Annotated in this window: 11 protein-coding genes and 1 pseudogene; 10 read left to right on the top strand and 2 right to left on the bottom strand. The window is 73.4% G+C overall.

Annotation, left to right across the window (positions count from 1 at the left end):
• Nucleotides 1-804 (top strand): HEAT repeat domain-containing protein (locus ACFU74_RS14120; protein ID WP_380756128.1); only part of this gene is annotated, 804 nt, incomplete at its 5' end.
• A gap of 305 nt (nucleotides 805-1,109) precedes the next feature.
• Nucleotides 1,110-1,493, top strand: coding sequence for a hypothetical protein (locus ACFU74_RS14115; protein ID WP_380756126.1), 384 nt, complete (start codon nucleotides 1,110-1,112; stop codon nucleotides 1,491-1,493).
• 62 nt (nucleotides 1,494-1,555) lie between these two features.
• On the opposite strand, the gene tpg is transcribed toward ACFU74_RS14115, so the two are convergent.
• Together tpg and tap are read right to left on the bottom strand one after the other, a co-directional pair.
• Nucleotides 1,556-2,131 (bottom strand): telomere-protecting terminal protein Tpg, encoded by a 576-nt coding sequence (gene tpg / locus ACFU74_RS14110; protein WP_380756124.1) that lies wholly within the window; start codon nucleotides 2,129-2,131, stop codon nucleotides 1,556-1,558.
• A gap of 103 nt (nucleotides 2,132-2,234) precedes the next feature.
• The gene (gene tap, locus ACFU74_RS14105) at nucleotides 2,235-4,778 is read right to left on the bottom strand and encodes a telomere-associated protein Tap (protein WP_380756122.1); all 2,544 of its coding nucleotides are present in this window, start codon (nucleotides 4,776-4,778) and stop codon (nucleotides 2,235-2,237) included.
• Nucleotides 4,779-4,962: 184 nt separating this feature from the next.
• On the opposite strand from tap, the gene ACFU74_RS14100 reads away from it, so the two are divergent.
• From ACFU74_RS14100 to ACFU74_RS14065, 8 genes and pseudogenes are all read left to right on the top strand, one after another.
• Nucleotides 4,963-6,354, top strand: a complete 1,392-nt coding sequence (locus ACFU74_RS14100; protein ID WP_380756120.1) for a DNA-binding protein — start codon at nucleotides 4,963-4,965, stop codon at nucleotides 6,352-6,354.
• A gap of 278 nt (nucleotides 6,355-6,632) precedes the next feature.
• On the top strand, nucleotides 6,633-7,403 hold the full coding sequence (locus ACFU74_RS14095) for a TnsA-like heteromeric transposase endonuclease subunit (RefSeq protein ID WP_380756118.1): 771 nt from the start codon (nucleotides 6,633-6,635) through the stop codon (nucleotides 7,401-7,403).
• Nucleotides 7,400-9,613 carry a transposase gene (locus ACFU74_RS14090; RefSeq protein WP_380756116.1) on the top strand — a complete coding sequence of 738 codons (2,214 nt, stop codon included), beginning with the start codon at nucleotides 7,400-7,402 and terminating at the stop codon, nucleotides 9,611-9,613. The genes ACFU74_RS14095 and ACFU74_RS14090 overlap by 4 nt, the downstream gene beginning before the upstream one ends.
• A 280-nt stretch (nucleotides 9,614-9,893) precedes the next feature.
• Complete coding sequence (locus ACFU74_RS14085; RefSeq protein WP_380756150.1) at nucleotides 9,894-10,886, top strand: TniB family NTP-binding protein; 993 nt, start codon at nucleotides 9,894-9,896, stop codon at nucleotides 10,884-10,886.
• 384 nt (nucleotides 10,887-11,270) lie between these two features.
• A pseudogene (locus ACFU74_RS14080) lies at nucleotides 11,271-11,417 on the top strand (IS630 family transposase); the annotation flags it as partial.
• A 272-nt stretch (nucleotides 11,418-11,689) separates the two neighbouring features.
• Nucleotides 11,690-12,685 carry a DNA-binding protein gene (locus tag ACFU74_RS14075; RefSeq protein WP_380756114.1) on the top strand — a complete coding sequence of 332 codons (996 nt, stop codon included), beginning with the start codon at nucleotides 11,690-11,692 and terminating at the stop codon, nucleotides 12,683-12,685.
• A 165-nt stretch (nucleotides 12,686-12,850) separates the two neighbouring features.
• A complete protein-coding gene (locus ACFU74_RS14070) occupies nucleotides 12,851-13,795 on the top strand; it encodes a TnsA-like heteromeric transposase endonuclease subunit (RefSeq protein ID WP_380756112.1) in 945 nt (314 codons plus the stop codon).
• A 301-nt stretch (nucleotides 13,796-14,096) separates the two neighbouring features.
• On the top strand, nucleotides 14,097-14,372 hold the full coding sequence (locus tag ACFU74_RS14065; RefSeq protein WP_380756110.1) for a hypothetical protein: 276 nt from the start codon (nucleotides 14,097-14,099) through the stop codon (nucleotides 14,370-14,372).
• Nucleotides 14,373-14,588 lie beyond the last annotated feature (216 nt).

The raw sequence follows: 14,588 nt of genomic DNA, 5'->3' as shown, positions 1-14,588 counted from the left end.
ACCGCCTTGCACGTGCTCGGGGAGCGGTGGCCGGACCACCCGGACACCCACCAAACCGTCCTGACCGCCGCCACCGACACCGACCCGAACGTCCGTGACACCGCCCTGCGCGTACTCGGGGAGCGGTGGCCGGACCACCCGGACACCCACCAGGCCGTCCTGACCGCCGCCACCGACACCGACACCACCTACGTCCGCAACACCGCCCTGCGCGTACTCGGGGAGCGGTGGCCGGACCACCCGGACACCCACCAAACCGTCCTGACCGCCACCACCGACACCACCCCAAACGCCCGCAACACCGCCCTGCGCGTACTCGCAACACAGTGGCCGGACCACCCGGACACCCACCAAACCGTCCTGACCGCCGCCACCGACACCGACCCGAACGTCCGTGACACCGCCCTGCACGTGCTCGGGGAGCGGTGGCCGGACCACCCGGACACCCACCAGGCCGTCCTGACCGCCGCCACCGACACCGACACCGCCCCGGACGTCCGCAGCACCGCGCTGCGCGTACTCGCAGCAAACTTCCCAGACACGGCATGGCCTGTCGTGTGCGAGCACGCAAAGAACATCTACCCGGCCGATATCCGGGTCCACGTGATCAAGCTGCTCGCGTTGCTGTGGCCAGAGGAACCCGAAAGCCTCACCCTCATCCGAGCCATGGAGCAGCACGACGACGAGGACGTAAGGAAGACCGCAAGGCAGGCCCTGACGCTGCTGGAGCAGCAATACGACCTGCCCGCCACAGTCCCCTTGAAGACGTCGCTGAGCGAGGTGCTCGACACCTGCCCGCAGTAGCGACATGCCCGGGGCCCCGATCCCGCCACCTGCGAGGTACCCGTCACCAGGGACAGCGTCGGGTGTCGGGCCATCCTCGGCCGGCTCGCGAGCGCGTTGCAGGGCGTTGCGGTTGTAGGGCGCAGCGGTGCGAACCGGGTCGGGACGGTCCCGGGGTGGTGGTGGGCTCGGGTCGCCATTCGTTTGCGGGCTTGGCGGTTGGTTTCCGCCCGGGGCTGGCTCCGGGGCGGCTACGGTGCCGTCCATGGCCTTCTCCTTATGACGCCGGACCAGACCCTTCGCGCTGTCGCCGCACTCGAAGCCGCTTGGGTCGCAACGACGACGCCTTGGCCGCGCTGGCCCGGGACGTGCCCGGCGAGCAGCCGCTCGCGGTGCTGGTCGCCGGGTACGGCACCCTGATGCTGGAGAACACGCTGCTGACCGTCACCGGTATCCGCGCTCTGCCCGAGGCCGAGCAGCAGGAGGCCATCGAGGTGTTCAACGGCACCCTCAGCGGCCACCAGGCCGAACTCGCCGCCGGATTCCTGCACGGCTGGGCCCGCAGCACCGGATCCGGTGCGCAGGCGGTCGGCTACCTCGCCCGTGCCGTCCTCCAGGCCCTGCTCTCCTTCACCGACAACGGTGACGACGAGACCGAGGTGAGGGCCCTGTTCGACTTCCTGCGGGCCGACGCCCTGGCCCACTCCTGACCGAGCTACGCCAGGTCCGGACATCGAGCGGACGCGGCGACACGAGGGGTGCCGGGGCCGGTCTACAGCTCCAGGTCCATCCACGCGATGTCGTTCAGCTCGACGTCCAGGCGCCGGGCGCGGCCGCCCTGGCGGAAGTAGTGCTCGCCGAGGGCGTCGGCCAGGATCTGTTCCTGGGCGGCCCGGTCGGCTCCGGCGTCCCGGGCGGCGTAGAGGGCCTGGGCAACCTCGCCGGGCATCTTCTGCGTGATCGCGCGCTGGCGGGGGTCGTCGGTGGAGGCGGCCGCCGCGCTGAAGCCGAACGCGGCCTGCACGTGCAGGGTGAAGCCGTTCTTCTCCGCGTCGCGCCGCACCCGCTGCTTCACCCGCGGCTGCCAGGCCGCCCGCACCGCGCGCTCGACCTTGGCCGCGTTCGCCTTGGCCATCGGAATGTCGCCCTTCAGCTCGCCCTCGGCAACCGCCTTGAGGGCGTGCACCCAGCGCTGCGCGGTGCGCACCGAGACGCCGGCGGCCTGGGCAAGCTGAGCGGTGTCCTCCTTGGCGACCTTCTCCCACAGGAACTTCACCCGGGTGTTCAGGTGCACCGGGATGGGGCGGGTGCGCTCGGCGCGCTCCAAGCCCTCGTCGATCTCCCCCACGGGGCATCAGGTCCTTCCCCGCCCCGGCCGGGACGGCTCGCGTTCGTACGGTGGTGGGGTGGGCGGCCCGCCGGGCGGGTGCCGGCGGGCCGGACGGGGCCCGCTATTCGTCGGCGGACACCTGGCCGCCGGTCTTGATGTGCCGGGCCGGGTTCGCGTCGTCGGCGATGAGTTCGGCGATCTCCGGCATCGGCCGGGAGCCCTCGAACTTGACCATCCCGGGGCTGACGCCGAGGCGCAGCGAGGTGGTGAGGGTTCCGTCGGGCTTGGTGAGGATGTCGAGGGCACCGGGGCCGGACGAGGCGAAGACGGCGCAGTCGGACAGGACGGCGAAGGCGTGCAGGCCGGTGTCGGCGTACATGCGGCGCAGCTTGCGGTGGAGGTTGACGGTGGCGGTGTCGATGACCAGGGCGCGCATCAGCGGGTCCCAGGTCGGCCGGTCCAGCGCCGGCCAGCGCTCGCCGGGCTTGTAGCCGTGCCCGCGCGGGCGCTCCCTGAACTTCCCCACGGTGCCCTTGGCGGTCTGCTTGATCGCGGTGAGGACCGCCAGCTCCGCCGGGTCGCCGGTCGCCTTGAGGTTCGCCATGGCGTCGAGGAACGCGAGCGGGTCGGTGCCGGCGAGGTCGCCCGGGATGCCGAGGGCGGCCATCGTGTCCAGGTACGCCTGGCGCAGGTGCTTGTGCCACGGGTCCAGGTACGGGCCGTGCTCGTGGCGCAGCCAGCCCTCGGTCGGCTGCACCGTGGCGCCGAGCTCGATGGCGTAGGCGACCTTCACCGTGCTGTACCAGGCGGGGCCGGTCGGGCGGGAGCCGTCGGCGGTGAACGGCGAGGGCAGGAGCGGGTCGGTGTCGACGTGGGAGAGGTCGACCAGCCAGGAGCCGGGCACCGCCTTGTCGAAGGCGGGGTTGAGCTCGTGCACCGGCCCGGACAGCGGCAGCGTCAGGCGACCGGCGGCCGCGAGGAAGGCCGTGTTCACGTCCAGGCCGACCGCGTACAGCGCCGTCTTCTTCTCGTCGTCGGTGAGCTCGCGGAACCAGTCCCACGCCTCGGTGACCAGCTCCTCCCCTGGCTCGCGGTCCTGGGCGAGCGGGTGGACGTCCGGGACCTCCGGCGGCGCCGGATCGAACGCCTCCTTCGGGCGGGAGCCCTCCACCGCACCGGACGCCCAGCCGGCCTCGGTGCGCACCGCGCGGGTGGGCGGGCGCAGCGCGGTGACGAGTTCGAGGCCCGTCACGGCGGTGGAGCCGCGGGGGGTGAGGACGCGCTTCGCGTAGGTGCCGAGCAGGCGGGCCAGGCCGGGCGCGTCCAGGCCGTCGGGGATCTGCCAGCCGCCGGACGCGAGGGCGCCCCAGCCGGGGATGCACAGCTGCACGCAGACCCGCTTGCCGTCCTCCGGGGTGCGGTAGATCCGCGCCCACGGGCCGAGGCCGCGCCGGGTGAGCAGCCAGCCCGCCTTCTCCAGCGCCTTCACGGCCTTGTGGGTCTTCGGCAGCGCGCCCAGGCGCTGCACGAACTCCTTCTTCTCGTCGCGGCCCATCGCCGGGAGGCCCAGCTCGGCCATGGCGGCGTCGGTGAGGACGACCAAGGCATCACCGTCCCGGCCGTGCCGGTGCAACCTGGGCGAGCCCAGGCGCGACTCCAGCGCCCACTCGACCACGGCCGCCAGCGTACGGCCCACTGGCGCGGTCGGCGCGGGGGTGCCGTCGGCGAGGTAGGCCACCAGCCCGCGTCCGGCCGGGGCGACGTCCAGCACCGCGAGCGGGCCGGCCGGGAACCGCGCGGCCGCCGCCTCCCAGTCCGCCGGGCCCTCAGCCTTGGCGGCCGGCCTCTTCGCCGCCGTCTTCCGGGCCCGCGACGAGGCTGCCGGATGTGACGAGGCCGCACGGCGCGGCGCCGCCGGGCTGGCTGCGGGGGCGGTCGGCGTGGCCGGGGCGGCGACGTTCGGGTGCTGGGCGAGCGCCTCCAGCGCGGCCGCCGACGCTCCGGCCGGCTCCAACCGGGCCTGCCGGGCCACGGCCGGGGCGGGCGCGGCATCCTCGGTCAGGGCGGGCGCGGCGGCCGGCGCCGACGCTGCGGGGGTGCACCAGCCGCCCATGTGCATCGGACTGCCCTGTGCGCGGTAAGGCGTCGCACGGCCACACCGCACACAGGGGGCGGGCGGCCCGGCGATCAGCTCCCCGGCCGCCGTCCGGTCCAGCTCCACCACCGTCTGGTCCCCGCCACCGAACGCCGTCGGTACCGCCGGGACAGGCGGAGCAGCAGCGGAGGCAGCCGGAGCCGGCTGCGGGACCGTGGGCGCGGCGGCGGCCCCCGGGGCCGGCGCGGGCGCGGCGGCGCTGTCGGCGCGCACGAGGCCGGCGGCCTGCGCGCGGCACAGCCACTCGGTGGGCTCCACCGTGCCGTGCTGGAGCGCGAGCGTCGCGAGGAACCGGATGTAGACCTCGCGCTTGGGCGGGCGCGGCTCCGTCGTCCCGGCCTCCCACCGCACGATCGTCTCCCGCCGCGTCTTCAGCGCCGCGGCCAGCTCCTCCTGCGTGTACTCGCCGACCTTGCGCAGCCGCTCCCGCTCGGCCGGGACCGGCAGGTCGTCCACCGGACGCGGCCGGGCCAGCAGCGCGTCGATCGACGCGAACAGGTCGTCAGTCACAACCTCACCTCCACACCACCCACCCTATCGTGAAAGTCACTTTCGGATCGCACATTTCGACGCACATTCGCCGGATTGAGGCAGCACGAAGCCATCCGTTGACGGGAGCGGCTCGTCACCGGCCTCGAAAGGGAAAAAGAGGGACTTGCCGTCATGACTTGCGGCTCTTCGCGAGGCTGGGGTCATGGCTTCCGGGATCTTCTGCATGTCCCCTCTCGCTGGGGAGACGGCCTTCTCTTTTCTTGGCCGGGTCGCTGCCCGCTACGGCCTGGACGAAGCAGCTCTGCTGACGCATTGGCAGTGGCGCGGCCACCGTCTGCGGCACGAGAGCGGTGCGCTGCGGGCGGACGCCGAGGTGTTGCTGGATGCGGCGGGGCGACAAGTGCTGGCAAGGTTGTGTGGGGTCGGCGAAGAGGTGCTGGGGCGGGCGCTGCCGGCGTGGGGGTTGGACGACGAGAGGCTGACCGCACGGGCGGGCGGGAACGGGCCGCAGGCAGCATGGCGGGTGGGCGGTGCGGTGGCGGGGCCGGTGGCGTTCGGGTGCCGGTTGTGCGCGGCCCGGCGGACCGGGGCGCCGGTACGGGCTATGCGGTACGCGCAACGGTGGGAGCGTGTGTGCGTACGGCACGGGCGGTGGCTGCTGGACGCGGACGCGGACCAGCCGCTGGAGTTCCTTGACATGAGCGGCCTGCCCGAGATGGCCGCGGCGCAGCGGCGGTGGGTGCGGGTGGCGAGGCGTGCGGTGCGGGCGGGGGTGGGGCCTGGGGAGGTGTTCGCGGTGGCGTGGGCGGTGGTGTGCCGGTGGTGGGATCTGGCGTTGGAGTGGCCGGACGAGCGGGTGTGGCCCGCGCGGCTGCACACCTTGGCGGGCGGGGACGCGAGCGGGGACTTCTGGCGGTGGCGGGCGGTGGCGCGGGACGCGGCGGTCTTCCCGGAAGTGGTGGAGGTCGTGCGGGCGCTGCTGGATCCGGTGATGGCCGAGTTGGTCTGGCGGGACAGTGGGGCCGGGCGGCCTCGGGCATTGCCGGCGGACGGGGCGTTCTGCCGGCGGCTGGGTGAGCGGGTGGGACGCGGGTGGCTGGGGCCGCTGGCCGCGGTCGACTTCGGCGGGCCGCTGATCGCCTGGATGGGAGCGGTGATCCGCCGGCGCCGCGGCGTGGCCGTGCCGCCCGGTCACCAGGATGGGCCGTGGTGGGTGCGCCGTGAGCTCCAGCCGCCGAGCATGGCGGCGCAGCTGCGGGCGCTGACGAAGGAAGCGAGGCTGCCGGGTTCGGGGACGGTGTGGCGCTCGGCGGTGGCGCCTGAGCGGCGCGCGCTGATCGGTAACTTGCTGGACGACGCGGAGGAGCAGCTGATCCAGCTGCGTGGGGCGCAGCGGGGCAGCAGTGCGGAGGCGGCGGAGCGGCTGCTGAAGGGCCTGGGTTGCGGCATCGACCGGCTGCAGCAGGCGGTGCGGGAGACGGTGGGGGCGGCATTGGAGGCCGGAGTGCGGGTCGAGGACGTCGCCGCGTGGGCGGGGCTGTCCCCGGATGCGCTCGCCGAGGTGCTCGGGGATGGTGGCCGGGCGGTGCGATAGAAGGGGTCTGGCGGGTCGTCGGGCCGGGGCAGGCCGGCGTTGTGTAGGACGGCGCCGGGCTTGGGCTCGGTGGTGGGGTATGGGCCCGGGTGAGAACGCGGGTGCGTGTGGGGCGCTCTACCGCACCAGGTCACGGGGTGGGGCGGGAACGGGGAAAGCCGTCCGCGTGGGCGTGTGTGGCGAGTTGGCTGAGAACCGTGAGCAGCGTGAACGGTTGGGCCGGGGCGGGTGGGTCTGCGGGCCCGGTGGATGTGGATGGGCGGGCGGGGTTCGAGGCGGTGTTCCTCGATCCGGTCGGCCAGGAGGTGCGGCAGCGGTGGGAGGACGCCTGCGTGGCGGTGGCGTTCGAGGAGCTGGCGCCGGTGTCCGCGTTCCCGGTGCCGCCCGGGAGGCGGTGGGGGCCGGGGCTGTGGTGGTCGGCGACCACCGGGCGGCATGTGGTCGCCGGGTCGAACGCGATGCGCGCCCAGCTGATGGTCCTGGACCGCGACCCGCAGGTGACAGGGCTGGCAGGGCGGCCGGTGCGGCTGGTGTGGCGCGACCGTGGGGGCTCGGTGCGCTCATGGGTGCCGCAGCTGTTCGCCCGGTACACGGACGGCACCGCCCTGCTGGCCGACTGCCCGGGGCATGCGGAGGCGGGCGGTGAGCGGGCGCTGCGCGGCGCGCAGGCGGCCCGGGCGGCGTGCGACCTGGTCGGCTGGCACTACCGGCGCCTGGAGCCGCTGGATGCGGTGTTCGCGGCGAACCTGAGGTGGCTGGCCGGCTACCGCCATCCCCGCTACCAGGGCCGCCCCGGGGTCGTGGACGCGCTGCTGGAGGCGTTCGCGCGGCCGAGGCCGCTCCTGGAAGGCGTTCAGGCGCTCGGCCCCCCGATGACGGTTCTACCCGCCGTCTTCCACACCCTGTGGCACGGCCGGCTGAGTGTGTCGTTGGAACGCCCGCTGCACCAGGGCGTCCTCGTCGGCCCGGGATCCGTACAAGCCATGGCAGGAAGCAGCGGGATGGGGACAGCCGGGGTGGCCGGCGATTGTGGCGGGGGTGGGGTGTGAGCGCGGCGGCACGACGGCGTGGCGGGCGTCCGGTGCTGGCGGTCGGCGGGCAGGTCCGCTTCCGGGGATTGCGCTGGCAGGTCGTCGGCCTGGCGGGACAGCGCGTCCACCTGGTTGCCGACGAGGGGGAGGAAGTGGTGCTGGCCGGGCGCCTGTTCGCCGACCCCACGTTCGCCCTCATCGGCCCCGAGGCCGGCGGGAAGGCGGAGGCGGCGCCGCAGTGGGGCCTGTTCGAGACCGCCCCGGCGGCGGCCAGGGAACGGGCGCTCGCGTGGCGCCGGCACATCCGCGAGGTCGAGACCGGGCACCCGGACGGGGCCGGCGCGGGCTATGTGGTGCACGAGCGCTACGACCCGAAGCGGTACACCCTCGCCGAGCGGGAGCAGGCCAAGGCCGAGGAGCTCACCGCGCTCGGCTTCGGGAAGGTCTCCCGCTCCACGGTGCAGAAGATGCGGCTGGACTACCGCAAGCAGGGCCTGTGGGGGCTGGTCGACCACCGCACCACCCGCGGGCCGATGCCTGCGGGGCGCACAGACGAGCGGGTCGTGGCCGCGGTCAAGGAGGCGATCCGGCGCCGACGCGGACGCTCCAAGGGCACCGTCAAGGCCCTGTTCCCCGTCGCGGCCAGGATTCTGGCCGAGCGGCACGGGGACGCGGTGGCGATGTGCTCCCAGGCCACCTTCTACCGGCTCGTGGCCGCCCTCACCGACCCGCGCGAGGACATCCACGGCCGCGGAGACGGCGTTCCCGGGCCGCGGGAGGGGCGGGCGTTCACCCCGACCGTGGCGCTGCGCCCGGGCGAGCAGGTGCAGATCGACACCACGCGCCTGGACGTCCTCGCGGTCTTCGACGACGGCACCCTGGGCCGGCCCGAGCTGACGATCGCCGTCGATGTGGCCACCCGCGCCATCCTGGCCGCCGTCCTGCGCCCGCACAGCACCAAAGCCGTCGACGCCTCGCTGCTGCTGGCGGAAATGGCCGTACCCCACCCCGCCCGACCCACCTGGCCGAACATCCTGCGCTTCGACCGCTCCTCCATCCCCCACCGGGAGGAACTGCTGGCGGCCGACGAGCGCCTCGAAGGCGCCGCGGCACGGCCGGTGGCGGTGCCGGAGACGATCGTCGTCGACCGCGGCAAGATCTACCTCTCCGAGACGTTCACCGCCGCCTGCCAGACCCTCGGCATCAGCGTGCAGCCCGCCCCGCCGCGCGCCCCGACCGCGAAGGGCATCGTGGAGCGCACCTTCGGCTCCCTCAACACCCTGCTGTGGCAGCACCTGCCCGGCTACACCGGCTCCAACGTCACAGAGCGCGGCCGCGACGTCGAACAGCACGCCTGCTACAGCGTCGACCAGTTGCAGGACCTCCTCGACGAATGGCTCGTCCACTGGCACCACCGCCCCCACAACGGGCTGCGCCACCCCGTGCTGCCCAAGACACGGCTGACACCGAATGAGATGTGGGGCGCGCTGACCGCCGTCTGCGGATACGTGCCGGTCCCGCTGACCGGGCGGGACTACCTGGAACTGCTGCCCGTGCGCTGGCTCACCATCAGCGACCACGGCATCCGCCTCGAGCAGCGCACCTACGACCACGACCTCCTCGGCCCCCACCGCGGCCGGCCCTCCCCCACCACCGCCCGCGGCGGCCGGTGGGAGGTCCACCACAACCCCCACGACCTGCGCCAGATCTGGATCCGCCTGCCCGACCGCGACGACCTGGTCGAGATCCCCTGGATCCACCGCGACCACGTCCACCAGCCCTTCGACGACCGCACCTGGCAACACATCCGCGCCACCGCCCTACGCCGCGCAGACCACGACCAGCACGAAGCCGACCTCGCCCAGGCCCTCGACGACCTCCAACGCCGCAGCAGCGCCGGACACGCCACCCGCGCCGAACAAGCCCTCCTCACCCGCGCCATGCCCGCCCGCATCCCCCACCCCACCGACACGGGCGACAGCACAGCGCGGCTGCCGGGGCGGGAAGACCGCGCCGGCGCACCAAAGCGGCCAGACGCGGACACGAGCGGCCGGGAAGACACCGAGAGCCTGGACGAGCTGGACGCCGAACCCGACACCAGCGGGTGGCCCGACGACGAGAACGACGGCGACGGCTGGGCCGACGAAGGCAACGACGGCCGCTCCCCCGCACCGCCCTACACCGGCCTCGGCCTGTGGAACGCCCACCAGGAAGCCGACCGATGGTGAACAACCGCCACACCCCCGCAACAGGCGGCCACCATCTCCCCCGCGCTGCATCGGCAGCGGCCACGGCATGCCGAAGTCGGGCGCAGCACGGCCGTGCCGGGGCGCTGCGGCGCTGCAGGCCGCGCCACCGGGAACTCCCCGGAGCCCCCGGGCGCGCTGCGCCCGGTCAGAGCCCGTGCAGCGGGTACCGGCACGCTCCGGCATCATCGGACACCGGAGGAACGGGGCCCCAGCGGTGAACAGCACCGGCACGAACACCACCGACACCACGACGGGGCCGGTGGAGCCGTACGCGGTCGACACCTGGCACGGCTTCCAGACCTTCGCCACCACCCCCGCCCCCGCACCACCCAGGCCCGGGGAGCCGGAACGCAGCATCGAGGAGCGCCTGGCCTACCACTCCGCGTTCGTCACCGTCCGCACCCCCGCCATCGATACCCTCGCGCTCAGTGTGCGGCGTCTGATGCTGCTCGGACGCCACCAGCGCACCACCGCCCGTCCCAGCCTGATCCTCACCGGGCCCGCCGCCACCGGGAAGACCACCGCCCTGCTCGAAGTCGGCCGCACCTGCCACCTCGCCCACACCCGCCACCACCCCGCCCCACCCGGGAACGGGCCACCGGCCGTGCCGGTGGCGTACGTCCTCGTCCCGCCGGGGGCCAGCGCGAAAACCCTCACCGCGGGCTTCGCCCGCTACCTCGGCATCCCGACCACCACACGCACCACCCAGGCCCAACTCATGCAGGCCGTCTGCCACACCTACAACACCGCCGGCGTGCGCCTGGTCCTGATCGACGAGATCCACCGCCTCAACCCCCGCACCACCACCGGCGCCGAAGCCGCCGACCTGTTGAAAGACCTCACCGAACAGATCGGCGCGACCTTCGTCTACGCCGGCATCGACGTCACCACCACACCCCTGTTCAGCGGGGTCCGCGGCGCTCAACTCGCCGCCCGCGCCAGCCTCGTCGAAACCGGCGCCCTACCCGCCCGCCTCGGCACCCGACGCCCCTTCACCGACCTCGTCACCGACATGGAAACAGCCCTCGACCTCCGGCGGCACCGGCCCGGCACCCTGTCCCGCCACGCCCCCTACCTCCACCAACGCACCGCCGGGCGTATCGGCAGCCTCGCCCGCCTCATCCGCGAAGCCGCCCTCACCGCGATCCTCGACGGCACCGAACGCATCACCAGAACCACCCTCGATGCGGTGCGCCTGGACCACCTCGCCGAAACCCACCCCACACCCCGCCCCCGCGGACGGACCCGATGAAGGCAGGGACACCAGCCACCGAAACCGGCTGAGAAACCCTCAGAAACAGCGAGAACACCGGCCCCGCGCCATCGCCCCCGTACCCGAGATGAGCCGAGAACACCCCGAGATCAATGAGAACAGCCCACCAGCGGGCCCCCGGACAGCCCCCACGACACCCCACCTGACCAGGCAAAACAGCCCTGACCAGCCAAAACGTGGAAGCAGCCTTTAGGACACTCCACACCCCTCAACACCGGCCACCACACTCACCAAACCCGCGATACTCCCAGCTCACAACCACCACCCACACCCACCAACCCCCACACACCCGTTCTCACCCCACCCACAAAACCCCAGCCCACACACCACCCCACACCTCAACTACACCCCCCTCAAACCTCATCGGTCCGCGCGCTGGAGAAGGACATCCGGGACTGGATCAAGACCTGGAACGAGAACCCCCGGCCCTTCGCCTGGACCAGGACCGCCGACGAGATCCTCGAACGACTCGCCTCATATCTTGAACGAATTCCTGGCGCAGGACACTAGAGAGAAGACTGACAAGCGGAGCGCTGCGGGCGGACGCCGAGGTGCTGCTGGATGCGGCGGGGCGGCGGGTGCTGGCCGGCTTGTGCGGGGTCGGCGAAGAGGTGCTGGGGTGGGCGCTGCCTGCGTGGGGGTTGGACGACGAGAAGCTGACCTCACGGGCGGGCGGGAACGGGCCGCAGGCAGCATGGCGGGTGGGCGGTGCGGTGGTGGGGCCGGTGACATTCGGGTGCCGGTCGTGCGCGGCGCGGCGGACCGGGGCGCCGGTGCGGGTGGTGCGGTACGCGCAGCGGTGGGAGCGGGTGTGCGTGCGGCACGGGCGGTGGCTGCTGGACGCGGACGCCGACCTCGGCCAGGACGTGGAGTACCTGGACGTGCGCGGCCTGCCCGAGGTGGTGGGGGCTCGGCGGCGGTGGGCGCGGGTGGCGAGGCGTGCAGTGCGGGCGGGGGTGGGGCCCGGGGAGGTGTTCGCGGTGGCGTACGCGGTGGTGTGCCGGTGGTGGGAGCAGGCCTTGGAGTGGCCGCAGGAGCGGGTGTGGCCGGCGCGGCTGCACGCCCTGGCGGGCGGGGACGCAGGCGGGGATTTCTGGCGGTGGCGGGCGGTGGCCAGGGACGCTGCCATCTTCCCGGAGGTGGTGGAGGTCGCGGGGGCGTTGCTGGATCCGGTGATGGCCGAGCTGGTGTGGCGGGACAGCGGGGCCGGGCGGCCCCGGGCGCTGCCGGCAGACGGGGCGTTCTGTCGGCGGCTGGGTGAGCGGGTGGGGCGCGGGTGGCTGGGGGCGCTGGCCGCGGTCGACTTCGGCGGGCCGCTGACCGCGTGGATGGGTGCGGTGATCCGTCGGCGCCGCGGCGTGGCCGTGCCGCCCGGTCACCGGGACGATCTGTGGTGGGTACGCCGTGAGCTCCAGCCGCCGAGCATGGCGGCGCAGCTGCGGGCGCTGACGAAGGAAGCGAGACTGCCGGGGTCGGGGACGGTATGGCGCTCGGTGGTGGAGCCGGAGCGGCGGATGCTGATCAGCGGGTTGTTGGAGAGCGCCGAGGAGCAGCTGGTCCAGCTGCGCGGGGCGCAGCGGGGCAGCAGCGCGCAGGCCGCCGAGCGGTTGTTGCGGGGGTTGGGGTACGCGGTGGGCCAGTTGCAGGAGGCGGTGCGGGAGGTCTCGGAGGCGGCGGTGGAGGCCGGAGTGCGGGTCGAGGACGTGGCCGCGTGGGCGGGGCTGTCGCCGGACGCGCTCGCCGAGGTGCTCGGGGCCGGTGGTGGGACGGTGCGGTAGAGGGTTCGGCGGGTTGACGGGGGTGCCTCGGCGGGTCCGGGGTGCAGGCCAGGTGTGGAGCAGCACTGGTGTGGGGTGTACCGGGCTTGGGCTCGGTCGGTGGGGTGTGGGTCCGGGTGAGAACGCGGGTGGGCGTGGAGCGTCTCTACCGCACCTGGTCGCGGGGTGGGGCGGGAACGGGGAAAGCCGTCCGTGCGGGCGTGTGTGGCGGGTTGGCTGAGAACCGTGAGCGGCGTGGACGGCTGGGCCGGGTCGGGTGGATCGGCGGATGTGGATGGGCGGGCGGGGTTCGAGGCAGTGTTCCTCGATCCGGTCGGTCAGGAGGTGCGTCAGCGGTGGGAGGACGCCTGCGTGACGGTGGCGTTCGAGGACCTGGACCCGGTCTCGGCGTTCCCGGTACCGCCTGGGCGCAGGTGGGGGCCGGGGCTGTGGTGGTCGGCGACCACCGGGCGGCACGTGGTTGCCGGGTCGAACGCGATGCGGACCCGGCTGACTGTGCTGGACCGGGACCCGCAGGTGACCGGGCTGGCGGGACGGCCGGTGCGGCTGGTGTGGCGCGATGGGCGGGGCCGGGTGCGGTCGTGGGTGCCGCAGCTGTTCGCCCGGTACGCGGATGGCACCGCCCTGCTGGCCGACTGCCCCAGCCACGCAGAGGCGGGCGGCGAGCGGGCGCAGCGGGCGGGTGCCGTGGTGGCGGCGGCGTGTGAGGAGATCGGCTGGCGCTACCGGCGGCTGGAGCCGTTGGAGCCGGTGCTGGCGGCGAACCTGAAGTGGCTGGCCGGCTACCGGCACCCGCGTAATCGGGGCCCGGCCGGGCTGATGGCTGCGGTGCTGGCGGCGTTCGCGCGACCGAGGCCCCTGATCGAGGGGGCTACGGCGGTCGGGAGCCCGGTCGAGGTTTCTGCCCGCGCTCTTTCACGCCCTGTGGCACGGCTGGCTGAGTGTGTCGTTGGCCAGACCCCTGCACGAGCGGGTCTCCGTCGGGCCGGCCGGTGTTCCCGCCGGGCACAGGGTCTCCGGGTCCGGGCAGGGCGGCAACCGCCGGGCAGTGGAGTGCGGCGTCGGTGGTGCGTTGGTGGGGCCGCTCGGGGACGGCCCGGACCTGGATGACGAGCCGGGTGCGGATGACGGTGCGGGAGACGAGCCGTCGGCGCGGGGCGTCGGCGGTGCGGGTTCGCGCGGGGTGAAGGGCGAGGAGCGGTGAGCAAGGTGGCACGGCAGAGCGGACGACCGGTGGTGGGGGTCGGCAGGCACGTCGACTTCCGGGACGTCAGGTGGCAGGTGGTGGCGCTGTCCGGGCAGCGGGTCCATCTGGCGGCCGAGGGCGAGCAGGACCTGGTGGTGCTGTCCGGGTACCTGTTCGCAGTCGGACCCCTCCTTCGCTCTGGCCGGTCCCGGGCAGAACCGGGTGGTGGACGCGGCGCCGCAGTGGGGCCTGTTCGAGACCGCCCCCGCCGCGGCCCGGGAGCGCGCTCTGGCGTGGCTGCGGCACATCCGGGAAGTGGAGACCGGCCACCCCAACGGAGACGCCGCCGGCTATGTGGCCAACGAGCGCTACGACCCGAAGCGGTACACCCTCGCGCAGCGGGAGCAGGCCAAAGCCGAGGAACTCACCTCATCGTCCGCCCAAAAGATCCTCCCGCCTGCCGAGTTGCGTGCCAGCTCATATTCAATCCAGCACTCGTAAACAGTTCAGGGCGTTCGCCACCGTTGACCTCGCCCAACGCGGTCACCGCACAAATTGGTCACGCGAGAGCGACGCCTCGAGTCACCCAATTCCTTCGTTCCGTATACGCGCAAGGATGGCAGTAGCCTCCCGAATCGCAAGAATGAGAGCGCTTGCCTCCTGCTCCACCTGAAGAACCCTCCCATCTACCGAATTATATGCCCGCTCATATGTAAT

The organism is Kitasatospora sp. NPDC057500 (assembly GCF_042802195.1).
GTDB lineage: Bacteria > Actinomycetota > Actinomycetes > Streptomycetales > Streptomycetaceae > Kitasatospora.
Note: the sequence above shows the minus strand (reverse complement) of the source record. Positions and strands in the feature narration are given on the sequence as shown.

What these genes read in the sequence shown, in the direction of transcription:
- ACFU74_RS14100 (WP_380756120.1), top strand. Translation starts at nt 4,963, where the DNA reads ATGGCTTCCGGGATCTTCTGCATGTCCCCTCTCGCTGGGGAGACGGCC.